The organism is Bradyrhizobium sp. SZCCHNR1015 (assembly GCF_032489875.1).
Classification (GTDB): Bacteria; Pseudomonadota; Alphaproteobacteria; order Rhizobiales; family Xanthobacteraceae; genus Bradyrhizobium.
In genome coordinates, this window is sequence record NZ_JAUEYW010000018.1 from 62,422 (window position 1) to 78,545 (window position 16,124).

16 protein-coding genes are annotated in these 16,124 nt (G+C 66.3%); 3 read left to right on the forward strand and 13 right to left on the reverse strand.

The features are described 5' to 3' along the window. Positions 1–82: 82 nt before the first annotated feature. From QX128_RS27735 to QX128_RS27765, 7 genes are all read right to left on the reverse strand, one after another. On the reverse strand, positions 83–1,093 hold the full coding sequence (locus tag QX128_RS27735) for an ABC transporter ATP-binding protein (protein ID WP_316239079.1): 1,011 nt from the start codon (positions 1,091–1,093) through the stop codon (positions 83–85). Continuing rightward, positions 1,090–2,085, reverse strand: coding sequence for an ABC transporter ATP-binding protein (locus QX128_RS27740; protein ID WP_316239080.1), 996 nt, complete (start codon positions 2,083–2,085; stop codon positions 1,090–1,092). Before QX128_RS27740 ends, QX128_RS27735 begins: the two co-directional genes overlap by 4 nt. Beyond that, complete coding sequence (locus tag QX128_RS27745; protein ID WP_316239081.1) at positions 2,085–2,990, reverse strand: ABC transporter permease; 906 nt, start codon at positions 2,988–2,990, stop codon at positions 2,085–2,087. Before QX128_RS27745 ends, QX128_RS27740 begins: the two co-directional genes overlap by 1 nt. Further along, on the reverse strand, positions 2,987–3,967 hold the full coding sequence (locus tag QX128_RS27750; RefSeq protein WP_316182707.1) for an ABC transporter permease: 981 nt from the start codon (positions 3,965–3,967) through the stop codon (positions 2,987–2,989). The genes QX128_RS27745 and QX128_RS27750 overlap by 4 nt, the downstream gene beginning before the upstream one ends. 50 nt (positions 3,968–4,017) lie before the next feature. After that, positions 4,018–5,613 (reverse strand): ABC transporter substrate-binding protein, encoded by a 1,596-nt coding sequence (locus QX128_RS27755; RefSeq protein WP_316239082.1) that lies wholly within the window; start codon positions 5,611–5,613, stop codon positions 4,018–4,020. Positions 5,614–5,693: 80 nt separating this feature from the next. Further along, positions 5,694–6,635 carry a GTP-binding protein gene (locus tag QX128_RS27760; protein WP_316239083.1) on the reverse strand — a complete coding sequence of 314 codons (942 nt, stop codon included), beginning with the start codon at positions 6,633–6,635 and terminating at the stop codon, positions 5,694–5,696. Next, positions 6,632–8,278 carry an amidohydrolase gene (locus QX128_RS27765; protein WP_315805012.1) on the reverse strand — a complete coding sequence of 549 codons (1,647 nt, stop codon included), beginning with the start codon at positions 8,276–8,278 and terminating at the stop codon, positions 6,632–6,634. Before QX128_RS27765 ends, QX128_RS27760 begins: the two co-directional genes overlap by 4 nt. Before the next feature lie 183 nt (positions 8,279–8,461). Between QX128_RS27765 and QX128_RS27770 the strand changes: the two genes are divergently transcribed. Beyond that, positions 8,462–10,003: a PLP-dependent aminotransferase family protein gene (locus QX128_RS27770; RefSeq protein ID WP_316218588.1), complete on the forward strand. Its 1,542-nt coding sequence runs from the start codon at positions 8,462–8,464 to the stop codon at positions 10,001–10,003. Positions 10,004–10,007: 4 nt separating this feature from the next. Here QX128_RS27770 and QX128_RS27775 read toward each other — a convergent pair whose 3' ends face one another. After that, complete coding sequence (locus QX128_RS27775) at positions 10,008–10,826, reverse strand: sulfite exporter TauE/SafE family protein (protein WP_316218587.1); 819 nt, start codon at positions 10,824–10,826, stop codon at positions 10,008–10,010. Positions 10,827–11,007: 181 nt separating this feature from the next. On the opposite strand from QX128_RS27775, the gene QX128_RS27780 reads away from it, so the two are divergent. Together QX128_RS27780 and QX128_RS27785 are read left to right on the forward strand one after the other, a co-directional pair. Beyond that, a complete protein-coding gene (locus QX128_RS27780) occupies positions 11,008–11,421 on the forward strand; it encodes a nuclear transport factor 2 family protein (protein WP_315805015.1) in 414 nt (137 codons plus the stop codon). Next, positions 11,418–12,806 carry an FAD-binding oxidoreductase gene (locus QX128_RS27785; RefSeq protein ID WP_315805016.1) on the forward strand — a complete coding sequence of 463 codons (1,389 nt, stop codon included), beginning with the start codon at positions 11,418–11,420 and terminating at the stop codon, positions 12,804–12,806. The genes QX128_RS27780 and QX128_RS27785 overlap by 4 nt, the downstream gene beginning before the upstream one ends. A gap of 58 nt (positions 12,807–12,864) precedes the next feature. Here QX128_RS27785 and QX128_RS27790 read toward each other — a convergent pair whose 3' ends face one another. From QX128_RS27790 to QX128_RS27810, 5 genes are read right to left on the reverse strand one after another with little or no spacing between them, the layout of a single operon-like run. Next, a complete protein-coding gene (locus tag QX128_RS27790) occupies positions 12,865–13,497 on the reverse strand; it encodes an urea amidolyase associated protein UAAP2 (protein ID WP_315805017.1) in 633 nt (210 codons plus the stop codon). 9 nt (positions 13,498–13,506) lie between these two features. Continuing rightward, positions 13,507–14,316: an urea amidolyase associated protein UAAP1 gene (locus tag QX128_RS27795; RefSeq protein WP_316239084.1), complete on the reverse strand. Its 810-nt coding sequence runs from the start codon at positions 14,314–14,316 to the stop codon at positions 13,507–13,509. Next, complete coding sequence (locus tag QX128_RS27800) at positions 14,313–14,915, reverse strand: urea carboxylase-associated family protein (protein WP_316239085.1); 603 nt, start codon at positions 14,913–14,915, stop codon at positions 14,313–14,315. Before QX128_RS27800 ends, QX128_RS27795 begins: the two co-directional genes overlap by 4 nt. Before the next feature lie 11 nt (positions 14,916–14,926). Then, positions 14,927–15,319, reverse strand: a complete 393-nt coding sequence (locus tag QX128_RS27805; RefSeq protein ID WP_316239086.1) for a RidA family protein — start codon at positions 15,317–15,319, stop codon at positions 14,927–14,929. A gap of 29 nt (positions 15,320–15,348) precedes the next feature. Then, positions 15,349–16,116: an amino acid ABC transporter ATP-binding protein gene (locus QX128_RS27810; protein ID WP_316218581.1), complete on the reverse strand. Its 768-nt coding sequence runs from the start codon at positions 16,114–16,116 to the stop codon at positions 15,349–15,351. Positions 16,117–16,124 lie beyond the last annotated feature (8 nt).

The following is a 16,124-nucleotide window of genomic DNA, read 5'->3' on the forward strand; positions in this document are numbered from 1 at the left end:
CAGTCGACCTCATACTCCAGCTGGAGCCGAGCAGGCTCGCGTGCGCCGAGCTGATATCGCGCGATTGCACGGCCCGCTTGTCTCAGGGCAGCTCGGCAGCACGGTGGCACGCAACGTAATGATGTGATCCGATTGCATCCAGAACGGGGAGACGCTGCGTGCATTCGTCGATCGCCATCGGGCAGCGCTGCGCGAAACGGCAGCCGGGCGGCGGATCGACCGGGCTCGGCGGATCGCCCTTGACGAGATAGCGGCGCTTGAGGTCCTCACGCATCGGGCCGGGCGGCGCGGCGGCCGCAATCAGCGACCACGTATAGGGATGACGGGGCGCGGCGAAGATGTCGGCCGCCGGCGCCTGCTCGACGATCTTGCCGAGATACATCACCGCGACCTCATCGCAGAATTTCTGGATCACGCCGAGATCGTGCGAGATGAAGATGTAAGTGAGATCGCGCTCGCGCTGCAGCCGCTTCAACAGATTGAGGATCTGCGCCTGGATCGCCACGTCGAGCGCGGACACCGCCTCGTCGCAGACGATCAGGTCGGGCTCTGGCGCCATCGCCCGAGCGATGCACAAACGCTGGCGCTGGCCGCCGGAAAACTGATGCGGAAACAGGTCGGCGGCTTGCGGCGGCAATCCAACCTCGGCCAGCAGCCTGCGCACCCGCTCGTCGCGCTCGCTGCGCGTCCCGATTCCGAGCAGGTCGAGGGGCTCGCGGATCTGATCGCCCGCGCGGCGGCGCGGATTGAGCGCCGAGAACGGGTCCTGGAACACGATCTGCAGATGCCGCCGCACCTCGCGCAGCGGCTGGCCGGTGAGGCCCGCAATGTCGCGGTTGCCGAACACGATCTGGCCGGATGTCGCCGGCACCAGCCGCATCACGGCCTGCGCGGTGGTCGACTTGCCCGAGCCGCTCTCGCCGACGATGCCGAAGGTGGTGCCGCGGCGAACGCGAAAGCTGACGCCGTCGACCGCGTGCACGAAGGACGGCTTGCCATGGCGGCGGCCGGCCGGAAAATGCACGACGAGGTCGTTGACGTCGAGCAGCACCTCTTGGGCGCCTGTCCCGCGGATGGCTTCCGCCATGCTCATGCCGCGATCTCCGTCCTGCGCCAACACGACACGGCGTGCCCCGGGGCAATCGGCTCGAGCGCAGGCTGCAGCTTCGCACGGCAGATGTCGCGGGCCTGCGCGCATCTTGCGAGAAAGGCGCAATCGGCACCGCGCGCGCCGAGTGGCGGCACCATGCCGGGGATCTCGCCGAGATCGACCCAGGGCCGCGGCGGCTCGCCAAGGGCGAGGTGCGGAACACAGTTCAGCAGACCCCGCGTATAGGGATGACGCGGCGTTGTCGCGATCGCGTCCGCGGCCCCCGCCTCGATGCAGCGTCCGGCATAGAGCACCAGCATCTCGTCCGCGAGCTCTGCGACCGCGCCGAGATCGTGGGTGATCAGCAGGATCGCCGTGCCGGTGCTGCGTTGCAGCTCGGCCAGCAGGTCGAAGATCTGCGCCTGCACGGTGACGTCGAGCGCGGTGGTCGGCTCATCGGCGATCAGCAGCTTCGGCCGCCCGGCCAGCGCCATTGCGATCATCACGCGCTGGCGCATGCCTCCCGAGAGCTGGTGAGGATAGGCATCGATCCGCTGCCCGGCCGCGGGAATCTGCACGGCGCGGAGCAGCTCGATGGCGCGCGAGCGCGCCGCCGCGCGATCGAGCCCCTGGTGCCAGCGCAGCACCTCTCCGATCTGATCACCCACGGTAAACAGTGGATTGAGCGCCGTCATCGGCTCCTGGAAGATCATCGACATGGCGCTGCCGCGCAGGCTCCGCATCTCCTTCGGCGGCAACGCCAGGACGTCCCTGCCCTCCAGCACGATGCGGCCGGAGGTGATGACGAAATCCTCCGGCAGCAGCCGCATCAGGGCCAGCGCCGTCATGCTCTTGCCGCAGCCGGATTCACCGACCAGCGCCAGGGTCCGCCCCGGTGCGACCGTGAACGACAGGTTCTCGATCACCGGGACGAGGCGGCCGGCCCCGTTGCGCATGCTGACGTTGAGATCATCCACTTCGAGCAGCGCACCCATCACAACCTCCGCCGCAGACGCGGGTTGATCGCGTCGTTGAGACCGTCGCCGACCAGGCTGATCGCGAGCACCGCAAGGAAGATCGCCGCTCCCGGGAACATCACCGCCCACCAGGCATCGAGAATGTAGTTGCGGTTCTGGCCCAGCATCAGTCCCCAGCTCATGACGTTCGGGTCGCCCAGACCCAGGAAGCTCAGCCCGCCCTCGAACAGGATCGCGACACCGATCGCCAGCGTCGCCGACACGATCACCGCGGGCAGCGCATTGGGCAGCAGCACGCGCAGGATCAGGTTCGCGTTGGAGGCGCCCGCCGCGCGCGACGCCTTGACGAAATCGAGATCGCGCAGCCGCATGAACTCCGCCCGCGTCAGCCGCGCCACCGAGGTCCAGCTCACGCCGCCGATCGCGAGCGTGATCGTGGTCAGCTTCGGTCCGAACAGTGTCACCAGCACCATCGCGAACAGCAATGGCGGCAGGATCTGGAAGAACTCGGTGATCTTGACCATGGTGGCATCGATCGCACCGCCGAAAAAGCCGCCGACCGCGCCGATGACGAGCCCGATCGCGATCGTGATGAGCGCCGCGACGGCGCCGACGGCGAGCGTCGCGCGCCCACCATGGATGAGGCCGGCCAGGACGTCGCGTCCGAGATAGTCGGTGCCGAACCAGGCATCGGCATCCGGCGGCATGAACGGGGCGCCGACGAGATCGAGCGGATCGACTGGATAGAGCGATGGCCCGACCACGGCCACCAGAATGATCAGGATCAGCATGCAGGCGCCGGCGACGCCCGACGGGCTCTTCATGAACTGCCGCAGCGCCAGGCGGCCCGGCGACGCGGCGGTTCGCGCGGGCAGATCGGCCGGCAACGTCGACACCTGCGAGGTGCTCTCGATCACCGTCATCGCCGTCCTGTCCGAATTCGCGGGTCAACGAGGCGGTAGACCACGTCAGTCAGAATGTTGGCGGTCATCACCATCAGCGCAGAGAAGAACAGCACCGCCATCAGGGTCGGATAGTCGCGACGCAGGATGGAATCGAACACCAGCCGGCCCATGCCGGGCCAGCTGAACACGGTCTCGACCAGCACGGCGCCGGCGAACAGATTGCCGAACTGATGGCCGGCGACGGTGACAATCGGGATCAGCGTATTGCGCAACGCGTGTTTGCCGACGACCAGCCATTCCGGGAGCCCCTTGGCACGGGCGGTTCTGACATAGTCGGCCGACAGCGCCTCGATCATGTTCACCCGCGCCAGCCGGCTGTATTGCGCGATGAACACGAGCGCGAGCGTCAGCGAAGGCAACACCAGATGGCGGCCGACATCGAGCGCGTAGGCGAAGCCCTGCTTCGGATTCACCACGTCGGTCATGCCGACCACGGGGAGGATCGGCCACACCGAGCCAAACAGCAGCAACAACATCAACCCGGTCCAGAAGATCGGCGCGGCATAGCCCGCCAGCGAGACCACGGTGACGGCGTGGCTGAAGGGGCCGTTCGGCCGCCGCGCGCTGACCACCCCGAGCAATGTGCCGATCGCGAGCGCACCGGAAAGGGCGCACAGGGTCAGATAGAGCGTCGCCGGCAGCCGCTGCAGGATCAGGCCGAGCACGGGCTGGTTGAAGTAGTAGGAGTAGCCGAAATCGCCGACGGCGACGTTCGCGAGATAGATGGACAGCTGCTGCAACAGGCTCTGGTCGAGGCCGTATTTGGCCCGCAGTGCCGCGACGACCTCCGCCGATGCGCCGCCCATCTCGCCGGCGATCACCTGGACGGGATCGCCGGGAGCAAGATGGATCAGGCAGAAGTTGAGCACCAGCACGGCGATCAGCAGCGCGACAGCATTGATGATCTGCCGGGCCAGATGGGTGGCGAATGCCATGGTGCAGCAAGTCTCCTCGTGGCTCTCACGAAACCGGGGATAGCTCCGCCTCAGGTCTTCGGCGGCGTTTCCCAGTAGAGCTCGTCGAGCGGCGACATCATGCCCCAGATCGAGTTCGGGAGATTGCCGAGCCCCTTGGCGAAGGCATTGTAGTATGGGCTGACGTTGATGAAGTAGATCGGCACATCCGAGACGACGATCTTCTGGAACTCCGAGTACAGCGCCTTGCGCTTCTCGGGCGAGGTTTCGACCGCCGCCGCCTGCAACAGCTCGTCCACCTTGGGATTGGAGTATTGCTGCGTGTTCGACCAGATGACGCCCTTGCGGATGTTCGACGTCAGATAGGTGCGGTTGACGCCGATCACCGGGTCACCCCAGTTGTAGACGGTGTCCATGGTGAGGTCGAAATCGAAGTTCGAGACGCGCTGCGCCCAGGTCGGGAAATCCGGCGCGGCGCGCACCTCGAGATTGATGCCGACCCGCTTGAGCTGCGAGCGCAGGTACTCGGCGACGTTGCGCTGCTGCTCGTCGGCGCCCGGAATGTAGTCGATGGTCAGCGAGAAGCGCGAGCCGTCCGCCCCCTTGGCGTAGCCGGCAGCATCCAGCAGCGCGGCCGATTTGGCGTAGTCGACCTTGTAGGGTTCGACGGCGGCTTCGGCGAGCGGCGAATCCGGTGCGATTGGCCCCAGCGACGGCGTGGCCTTGCCGCCCATCAGCTTGGACACGATGAAGTCGCGATTGGCCGCATAGGCGATGGCCTGGCGCACGCGGACATCATCGAGCGGCTTCTTTTTGGTATTGAAGGCAAGCCAGTTGAGCGGGCCGACGCCCGCCATGCCCTTGTCGGTCACGACAAGGTTCGGCGACTTTTGCAGACGATCGATGTCGCGCGCGCCTGCGATGAAGGGAAACGCGTTGAAATCGCCGCGTTCCAGCGAGACGACGGCCGCATTCTGATCCGACACCAGCCTGACCACGATCTTGTCGAGCTTGGGCCGGCCAGGGATGAAGAACTTGTCGAATTTCTCCAGCGTGTAGTATTCGCCCTGCTTGTACTCGGTCAGCTTGAACGGGCCGGACCCGATCGGCCTCAGATTCGCCGGATGCGTCTTGAGGTCCTGCCCGTCGCCATAGATGTGCTTGGGCAGGATCGGCATCAGCGCCGGCGACATCGCCAGGAGCAGCGACGGGCTCGGGTGCTTCAGACGGAGGATCGCGGTCGCGGGATCAGGCGTCTCGACCTTGTCGACCGCCGCCAGCATCGTCTGGAACGGATGGTTGGCCTTGATGGCCATGATCGAAAACGCGACGTCCTCGGACGTCACGGGGTGGCCGTCGTGGAAGACGGCGTCCTTCAGCAGGTGAAGCGTGACGGAAAGCCCGTCAGCCGCGACCTCCCACGACTGCGCCAGATAGGGCTGCGGATTCCACTTGTCGTCATAGCGCAGCGGGCTCGCGAAGATCTGCGCGGTCGGCATGGCCGTCGCCATGCCCGACTGCACGGCGCCGTTGAAATGCCGCGGCACCTGCGTGGTCGCGACCACCAAGGTGTTGCCGCCGGATGACTGCGCCTGCGCCGCGGGGGATGCGGCCGTGGCCGCGACGAGACCGAGAGCTCCGAGCACAAAATGTCGTCTGATCAACATGGCTATCCCGCTTCCTGATTCACGACCGGGTGGATGATGAGAAACTGGCTGGTGGTCCAATGAGCTCTGATGTCATCGCGTCACGCTGCGGTAGACAAAGCACGGTCGAGGATTGCGTCGAGCTCGTGATCCGATGGCAGATCCGCGGTCCCCACGCCGGCGAGCGTGATCGTCTCGGCCGCCGTGGCGCCATCCTCGGCCGGCGTCAGCGACCAGTTGCGTGACACCAGTTGGAACACCTGCGCGCGGCCGTCGCCGTCGACCCGGCAAATTCCCTTCAGCCGCAGCAATTCGCGCGGCAGGGTGCGCACCGCGGCGGCCAGCCTGTCGCGGTCGAAACGCCCGGCGCGCTGATAGGTCCAGCGACGGAAGTCGTTCTCGTGGTCGACCGTCTCCGCGACCAGATCGGCGCGGAAACGCGCCGCCCGCCCCCGCCCGAAGACCGCCTGATGCACAGGCGTCAGGGTCGACAATTGTTCGATCGGCACATTCGGCCGGATGGCGCCGATGGCGGCGCACGCCGCCTTGCGCTGGCTCTCGCTGGCCAGATCGCATCTGCTCAGCAGCACCACGTCGCATTTGGCGAACTGATTGCGGATGGTCTCGCCGATGTGCCGGTCCTCGCACTGCACCGTGATGCGGGTTGCATCGGCCAGCACGACGACGCCGTCGAGCTGCAGCGACGGCTCGACCAGCGCGATCTCCGCGATGCGCCAGGGATCGCCGACGCCGCTGGCCTCGATCACCACGCGATCGAAGCGCCCGATATCGTCGAGCAGCCGCGCCAGCGTATCGAGAAAGCCCGTCCCGATGCTGCAGCAGACGCAGCCATTGGTGAGCGACATCGTCGTGCCGTCGTGGCTGCGGATCAGCGCGGCATCAACATTGATCTCGCCGAAATCGTTCACCAGCACGGCGCAGCGCTCGGTGCTAGCCGACAGCAGACGGTTGAGCAGCGTCGTCTTTCCGGCGCCGAGAAAGCCGCCGATCACGGTGAACGGAATGGGCGCGGATGCCGTCATGCGCGCGGCGCTTCCTTGACGATGCCGCCGACGACAGTGCCCCAGACCGCAACGTCCTTCAATGTCTCCGGCGTGACCGTCAATGGATCCTGCTCCAGGACCGCGAAGTCCGCGTACTTGCCGGTCTCGATACTGCCGATGAGATGATCGAGCTTGAGCGTGTAGGCTGCGCCGATCGTGATGGCACTCAGCGCCTGCTCCACGCTCAGCGCCTCGGTCTCGGCACCGAGCTTGCGGCCCGACGAGGAGACGCGGTTCACGGCGCACCACGCGGTGAACAGCGGCGACAGCGGTGTGACCGGCGCATCTGAGTGGATCGAGTAGGGAACGCCGATCCGCTGTGCCGTGCCTGTCGCATCGAGGCGGTTCGCCCGCTCTGGTCCCATCGTCAGCTCGTAGTGGGAATCGCCCCAGTAGAAGACGTGATTGGCAAACAGGTTGACGCAAAGACCGAGCGCCTTCATGCGGCGGAACTGCGCGGCGTCGGCCATCTGGCAGTGCTGCAGCGTGTGGCGATGATCCAGCCGCGGGTGAGCGGTCTGCGCCTTTTCCACGGCGTCCAGCGCAAGCTCGGTCGCCTCGTCGCCATTGGTGTGGATGTGAAGCTGGATGCCGGCCTTGTGGTAGAGCTCGACCAGGCGCGGCAGCTCCTCCGGCGCGATGTACCAGAGGCCGTTCGGCGCGCCGTTGTGATATCCAGGCCACCGTAGGCGGGCCGTGAAGCCCTGGATCGACCCGTCGACGACCAGCTTGACAATGCCGTAATGCAGCTTGTCGTTGCCGGACTCGCGCAGCGCCGCGATCTTTTCGATGGCCTTGTCCGGAGGATGCGTGGCCGAGGCCAGCGCCGGTACCAGGCGCACACCGAACTCCGCCTGCTGCGTCGCGGAGCGATAAAGGTCCAACGTGTTGTCGGTGAGATCGTTGTGCAGATCGGTGATCGTGGTGACGCCCTGCACGCAGGCCGATGACGCGTAGCGCTGCACGTCGGACATGGTCAGCAGCTCCGACAGCGGATTGCCCACCAAGCGGAACGCCCGCAGCCGGGCTGCGATACCCTGCAGTTCGCCGCTGGCCAGACCGCCGGCTCCGGCGACGACACCGGAGATGTCGGTGGCATGCAGAAGCTGCGTGCGCTCCAGCACCAGCGTGTTGACCACACTGATATGGAAGCTGGCGTGGATCACCATGATCGGCCGCGTCGTCGAGACCCGGTCCAGTGCTTCGCGCGTCAGCTTCTCACCACCGATATGCAGCGGATCGAAACCCCATGCGAACAGCGTTGCGTTCGGATCAGCCATGCCGGCTTCGGCCTCGCGGAGGCGTGCCACGATCGCATCGATGTTGGGAACGCCGGCGACCGCCCTGCCCTCCGGCGAGCGCCGTTCGAAGGCCCCGACATAGGGCAGCGACCACATCATGCCTTCCATGATGTGGCTGTGGCCCTCGACGAACCCAGGTAACAGCACCTTGTCGCGGAAGCGCGTGTCGATCCGACCATCAGGAGCGAATTGCGCGATCTCCGCTTCACTGCCAACGGCAACGATCCGCCCCTCCCGCACCGCAACGTGCGTCGCAAACGGGCGTGACGGATTCATCGTCACGATCCTGCGGGCCGCGTAGACGACGGTATCTGAGCTCACCGCGAACTCCCTCAACTTCCCAAGCCGTTGTCGAAACCTGCGGTGTCGGATGGGTCCAGGCCAGCGCCAGATGCCATGCACAAATGGAGCCAGCCCATGCGAGCCACGCCCGCAATCATTCCGCTATGGCGCGGTTTTTGCTTTAGTTTGAGCGCCTCACGGCTTCCAGGACCAAATACCTCGATGGCAAAATTCGCGCCCCTGCTGCGATCCCAAGCGACCGGACCGGCTGTTCCGATCCATGACGTGCTGTTCTGGATCTCGCTGTTCGACGGCCTGGACCGCGGCGGCACCTTCCTGCAGCTTCAGATCCGGCAGATGATCGTGACCGCGATCGAGGACGGCCGTCTGCCGCTCGGCGTCCGCATGCCGTCGAGCCGCGATCTCGCAGCCCTCCTGAAGGTATCGCGCAACACCATCGTCATCGCCTATGAGCAGCTGGTCGACCAGAACTTCCTGGTGTCGCGCGAGCGCAGCGGCTACTTCGTGGCCGGCCTGCCCAAGCACATCGGCGAAGCCCGGCAGCCTGCGACGGAGGTCTACAGCCGGCGCTGGACCGAGCGGTTCGCGCTGCAGCCGTCGGCGCTTCGCAATATCGTCAAGCCGCTCGACTGGCAGACCTATCCGTATCCCTTCATCTTCGGGCAGTTCGACCCGAGCCTGTTTCCGACCAACGACTGGCGCGAGAGCGCGCGCGCGGCGCTCAGCGTCCCCGAGATCAACAACTGGGCGCGCGACATGATCGACGGCGACGATCCGGCGCTGATCGAACAATTGCAGCGGCAGGTGCTGCCGCGCCGCGGCATTCGCGCCCGTGCCGACGAGATCATGCTCACGATCGGAGCACAGCACGCCCTCTATTTGATTGCGAAGCTGTTCCTGCAGCCCGACACCCCGATCGGCATCGAAGATCCCGGCTATCCCGACGCACGCAACATCTTCGGCATGATGACGTCGCAGGTTGTGCCGCTTCGGCTGGACGATCAGGGCCTGGTCCCTGACGAGGCGTTCGCGCGCTGCGCGCTGGCCTATGTCACGGCGAGCCACCAATGCCCGACCACGACCGCGATGTCGCGGGCGCGGCGCGAGGAGATTCTCCAGGTCGCTCGCGAGCGCGACATCGTCCTGATCGAGGATGATTATGAAAGCGATCTGATGCCGGAGGGCAGCAGCCTGCCGCCGCTGATGAGCCTGGACCGCGACCAGAGCGTGCTCTACGTGGGCAGCCTGTCGAAGGCCTTGGCCCCCGGCCTGCGGCTCGGCTACGTCGTGGCGCCTGCGCCCGTCATCCGCGAGTTGCGCGCGTTGCGCCGGCTGATGCTGCGCCATCCGCCGCTGAACAACCAGCGCGTCGCGGCCTTGTTCATCGGTCTCGGGCACTACCGCTCCCATCTGCAGCAGGTCGGCCGCGTGCTGCTCGAACGCGCCACCCTGCTCGACGCGCTGTTGCCGCAGGCGCTGCCGGGCTGCACCTGGTCGCGCGGCCCGGGCAGCACCAGCTACTGGATCACCTGCCCTGCGGGAACGGATACGATCAAGCTGTCAGAGGTCGCACGCGCCGAAGGCGTGGTCATCGAGCCCGGCGACGTGTTCTCGATCAACCCAGAGGCGACGCGCAACTGCTTCCGTCTCGGCTTCTCCTCGATCCGCACGGACCGGATCGCGCCGGGAATTGCCAAGCTGGGCCAGATCTTCACGCGGTACATGTCGTCGCAAACGACCTGAGCGGCTACAGCAGGTCGCTCAGCCCCTTGAGCGCACTACCGAGTGCGACCACCGCGAGACTTGCGATCGACACCCGACGATGCAGCGTGTCGCTGCCGCGATGAAAGCCGAGATCGCCGAGCCAGGTGCCGACCAGCATCACAGGAACGCCGAGCGCGGTCAGGACCGCAATGTGCAGGTCCAGGAGATCGAACCAGGCGAGGCTGGCGGTCGCAACGATAGAGGAGACCAGGAAGAACACCATCATCGACGCGCGGGCGGCAACCCGGTCGAATGCGCCCGCGTTGTAATAGACGATCACAGGTGGCCCGGGCATGCCTGCAAGGCCGTTGAACAGACCGGCGGCGAGGCCGACCAGCGCCGTGATCCAGCGCGCTGGCGCCGCCGTCAGCCGAAACCCCGCATTGAGCAGCACGACCGCGCCGACGGTGATCAGCGCGATGACAACGCGTGCCACTGAGGCGGATACCAGGCTCAGGACCAGCACACCGGTCGGTGAGCCGATCAGGCCTCCGAGAGTCAGCCAGCGCAGAGACGACCAGTCGCAGACCCGCGAGGCGCGCGGCAGATCGCCGAGCCCGATCAGAAGCTGCAGACAGACCGCAACCGGCACCGATTGCGTCGGCGGCATGAACAGACCGAGCAGCGGCACGGCCGTCAGCGCAAAACCGAATCCCGTGAAGCCGCGCACGAGCGCCGCGGCAAAGATCGACAGCGCCGCAGCGAGTACCAGGGCCGGGCTCGGCAGCGATGTGGCGGCGATGTCATGGACCGCGACGGCCAGTTCCTGCAGGGCCATCGTCAGCGTGGGGCGTGAGAGCACAAAGGCGGCATCATCCGGCCAGTCAGCAACTCCGCCATGGTGATGAAAGGGCCAGCCGGCGCCCTACCATCGGGCCAGTTCTGGCCGCAGAGGTCGCGCGCTCTGGTTCTAGGGCCTCCAGCCGATCGCGTGGCACATGCGAGCCAAGCTCCAGCCGCGGCGCGATGCGCAGGGACATGACATGGCCGATCTCGAAACCGTCCGCAGCGAACTGCTCGATAATCTGTTCGCCGCCTTCAACCGGCACGATGGCGCAGGCGTGATGGCCTGCATGACCGACGACATCGTGTTCGACGCGGCCGCAGGGCCCGACAGCTGCGGCCGTCGCATCAGCGGCGCAGCCGATGTACGCGCCGCGTTCGAAGCGACCTGGGGCGGCATGCCCGACGTCAGCTGGGAGTGCACGCGCCATACGGTGTTCGGCGATCGGGCCCTGTCCGAATGGATCTTCCGTGGAACTGCACCGGACGGCCGGCGCATCGAGGTGCAGGGCTGCGACCTGTTCGGCTTCCGCGGCGACAAAATCTGTACGAAGAGCGCCTTCCGCAAGGACCGCCCGCCGCAGCCGGCCACGAGCGCGAGTGCCGCGCGATGAACATGCATGCTTTGCCCACGGCTGCGTATGATCCCCATTACGACCCGCTGGTCGCCGACGGCCCGGGTCGCAACCGCGACTACGCTCCGACCTACTGGATCGCAACGGCTGGCACCCCTCCGGAGAGCGACGGTCCGATCACGACCGACACGACGGCCGATGTCGCCATCATCGGCTCGGGCTATACCGGTCTTGCCTGCGCGATCTTCCTGGCGCGCGAGCACGGCATCAAGGCGATCGTGCTCGAGGCCAACCGCGTGGCCTGGGGCTGCAGCACGCGCAATGGCGGCCAGGCACAGAATGCCTCGGGCCGCCTGACGCGCTCGCAATGGATCGAGCGCTGGGGGCTCGACGTCGCCAAGCGGATGCATGCCGAGGTGTCCGAAGGGTTCGAGGCCTTCGAGGAGCTGGTGCGATCGAGCCCTGTCGATGTCGAGCCGCAGCGCGGTGGGCACCTCTACGTCGCTCACCGCCAGCGCAATCTCGACAAGATCGCGGCGGAGTCGAAGGTGCTGAATGACGTGTTCGGCTACGCCTCGCGCGTCATCTCGCGCGAGGAATTGGCAAGCGACTTCGTCAACGAGGCCGAGGCCGTCGGCGCGGTGCACGAGCCGCTCGGAACCGGCGTGCATCCGGCCAAGCTCGCCTTCGGCTATTTGCAGATGGCGCGCGCGCTCGGCGTGCGGGTTCATACCGCAAGCCCCGTGACACGCATCGAGCAGTCCAACGGCAGATTCGTTCTGCATACGCCCGGCGGCGCCGTCAGCGTGAACGGCGTCGGCATCGCCACGGGGGCCTATACGTCGCTCGGGCTGACGCCGGAATTGTCGGGCCGCTGCATGCCGATCCTGTCGAATTCATTGGTGACGCGGCCACTCTCCGCGGCCGAGCTTGCTGCGACCGGCTTCAAGACGCGGCAGGTGATCACGGACACGCGCACCTTGCGCTTCTACTACCGGCTGCTGCCGGACGACCGGGTTCAGATCGGCAGCCGAAGCGCCATCACCGGCGCCGATGCCACGCATGACCGGCACCTCCAGCTCCTGATCGACGGCCTGCACCGCAAGTTTCCCGCACTCACGGGCATCGAGATCGATTACTCCTGGTGGGGCTGGGTCGATGTCAGCCACGACATGATGCCGCGCATCGTGCGTCCCGATCCCAAGGCGAAGCTGGTCTATGCGCTCGGCTATGGCGGCAACGGCGTATCCTATTCGGCGCAGGCTGGCCGCCGCATGGCGCAGATGCTGGCGGGCCAATCGTTCAAGGGACAGGACCTGCCGATCTTCACCTCGCCGCTGCCGACGCATCCCTTCGCGCCGTTCCGACGCATCGGCCAGCGCCTGCTCTATCGCTGGTATCACCTGCGCGACGAAGCAAGTTGAGCCCCTCAAGCTTGATGCAACATCGATCAAGCGAGATTGCGAGCAGAATTGACAGCTTTCATGGCACAGAGGCCTGCCTGATCTCCACGCGGATTGGTGTCGGATCGAAACCGTTGCAGGGATTGTTGACCTGCGGACAATTCGAGATCACGAACAACACGTCCATCTCCGCAGTGACGTCGACGTAGTTGCCGGCCGCCGAGGGGCCGTCCAGCACGGTGAAATTGCCGTTTGGGTCGATCGGCACGTTCATGAAGAAGTTCAGGTTGGAGACGATGTCGCGCTTAGTCAGGCCGTAGCGCGACAGCTCCAGGATGAAGTTCTCCCGACAGGCGTGCAGGTAGCGGGTCGCCTCGCCGAAGCGGACGGCATTGCTCTCGCACGAACAGCAGCCCGCCGAGGTGTCATGGCGGCCGCAGGTGTCGGCGGTGATCCGCGCCATCACCCGGCCGCGGTTGGAGATCAGCCGCGTCCCGAGCTCGAGATAGGCCGAGCCCTGGACACGCAACGTGTCCTGCGCGCTGTAGCGCTCCGCGGTGTCGTCGGCGACATACATCAGCGCGTCCACCGCCTGCTCGCCCTCGCTGTCGATGATACGCAGCGTCTGGCCCTTGTTCAGCACCCGTGACCAGGGCTGCTCGGCGGGAATGTCGAAGACATAGACGATGCGGTCCGGATCGGTCGGCGACATGAGCGCTCCTCAGGCGAACAGCTGATCGGTGAAGGCGTAGGCGCGCGACGCTTCCGCTGACGCCGTGCGGCAGAGGTCATCGGCCGCGGGCGGCGGCAGCCGATGCTGGATCAGGGTGATCGGCGCGCTCGCCACCGGCCGTGCCGGATCGAGCGGATGGGCGCAGTTGGAGACCGCGACGATCAGGTTCATCTCGGCGCGCAGATCGACGAAATCACCGGGTCGCTTGCGCGCGGCGTGCCAGACGAACCGCCCGGTCACGTCCGTCGTCACGGGCGCAAAGAAGGTCACGCAGGGCGGGATGTCGCGCACGCCCAGTCCGATCTTGGCAGCGGCGGAGATGAAGTTCGCCTGCGTGTTGCGCGTCACCTCGCCATAGGCCGCGAGCGTCGAGTCCGCGGTCGAGCCGCCGACCAGAAGATCGTGCGCACCTGAGGTATCCTCGATCACCGACAGCAGCACACGTCCCATGTCCGACAGGATCATCCGGCCCTTCGACAGCGCTGCGCTCCATTGCACCTTCACCGTGTCGGCACAGTTGATCCGTTCGCTCGGATCCTCGGCGCGCCATGCCAGCAACGATACGCTCGAGCGCCCGTGATCATCGATGATGCGCAACGCCTCGCCGCGCGACAGCCGCACCGTCGTGTGCCAGCCGGACGGCACCCGCTCGCTCCGGACGATCGCGCCCTCCGCGATCGGCGCGGCATCCAGCGCCGTCGGCGGCGGCAGCTGCTTCAGCTCCTGCCCGGCCGCACGCAACTCCTCATAGCGGCGGCGGTTGGCGGCGGCACGCTCCGCCTTGCTCTCTGCGCTCATGCTGATGTCACCGTGAAATGCGCCTCGACCGGCTTCCCGGCCTTGCCGTTGATCGGCAGGATGTCCTGCGGACAGGCCGAGAACGCAATCACGAGGTCCATCTCGGCGCGCAGGCGCACATGGCCGCCGGGCACGGGGCGCGGCGGCGAGGCAAAGCCGAGCGTGCCCTCCGCGTCCCACGGAATGTTCATGAAGAGGTTGAGCGGGCTCGGCACCTCCGGCGGCGTCAGGCCAAGCTCGGCCATGCCGGCGAACAGATTGTCGGTGCAATTGTCGTGATGGCCCTCGTGCCCGAGAAACGCGTAGCGATAGCGGTCGCAGGCGGCGATCAGGGTGTCGTGAATGCCGCCCGAGGTGTCCTCGATCAAGGTCAGGATCGGCCGGCGCATATTGGTGCGGAGCACGTCGCCCGGCCGCGGCACCAGATGCAGCGAATGCGCGCGCGTGTGCTCATTCGACATGAACTCGGAGAGGTCGGCGCGATTGAACGCCCAGGTGTCGACCACCTGCTCGCCATGGGTGTTGATCACGGTGACCACCTGGCCTGCCCTGACGAAGGCCGCCTTGCCGCGCCGTGCCGGAATCTCGATCGGATCCATTGACCTCTCCCTCAGGGCCTGTAGGCGACCATGTCGATCTCGACGATGCCGCCGCGCGCCAGGTCGCAGACACCGATCGTGGTCCGGCCCGGCCGGTGCGCATCGTCGAAATGGCTCGAAAAGATTGCGTTCATCGGCGCGTAGTCGCGCTTGAAGTCGGTCAGGTAGATGCGGGCAAACACGACGTTCGCGAAGCTCATGCCGCAGCCCTTCAGCACGCGCGCGAGATTGTCCATCACCTTGCGGGTCTGCGCCTCGATACCGTCGGGCAGCGGCAGCGCGTCGTCGTCGGGATCGGTCGCCAGCTGGCCGGTGACGAACAGGAACGGGCCTGCCTGCACCGCATGGCTGTAGGGCGTGACCGGCTTCGGCGCATCGGGGAGCAGATGATAGATCGGATCCATGGCGTGTCTCTCCTCGTGTCGTTTCTGGTTCATCCGGCGGCATAGCGCTGGATGAACTGGCGCGCGCGCTCGGTGTCCGGGTTGACGAAGAAGCGCTCCGGCGGCCCGGTCTCGACGACGCGGCCGCGATCGAGAAACAGGATGCGGGTGGCGGCGTCGCGGGCAAAACCCATCTCGTGGGTCACGATCACCATCGTGCGCCCTTCGCGCGCGAGCTCGCGCATCACCACCAGCACCTCGCCGACCAGCTCCGGATCGAGCGCACTGGTCGGCTCGTCGAACAAGAGAACATCCGGCTTCATCGCCAGCGCCCGCGCAATTCCGACGCGCTGCTTCTGGCCGCCGGACAGCCGCGCCGGGAACACATCGCATTTGTCGGAGAGCCCGACCTTGGCGAGCAGCGCCATCGCCTCCTCGCGCACCTCGGCCACGGAGCGCTTCTGCACCTGCACCGGCGCCTCCATGAGATTCTGAAGGACGGTCAAATGCGGCCACAGCGCGAAATGCTGAAACACCATGCCGATCCGCGTGCGAACTCGCGACAGCTCGCGATCGGACATCACGACACCGCCATTGTTGATGCCGATGCGGTCGCCATTGAGATAGATCTGTCCGGCGTCGGGCCGCTCCAGCCAGTTGATGCAACGAAGCAGGGTCGACTTGCCGGAACCTGACGGGCCGAGCACGCAGACCGTCTCGCCACGCGTCACCGTGAAGCTGATGTCGGAGAGCACCTCCAATTCGCCAAAGCGCTTGGAGATGCCGGCGACGTCGAGCACGGCCATGTCGTCGGTCATCCCAGGTT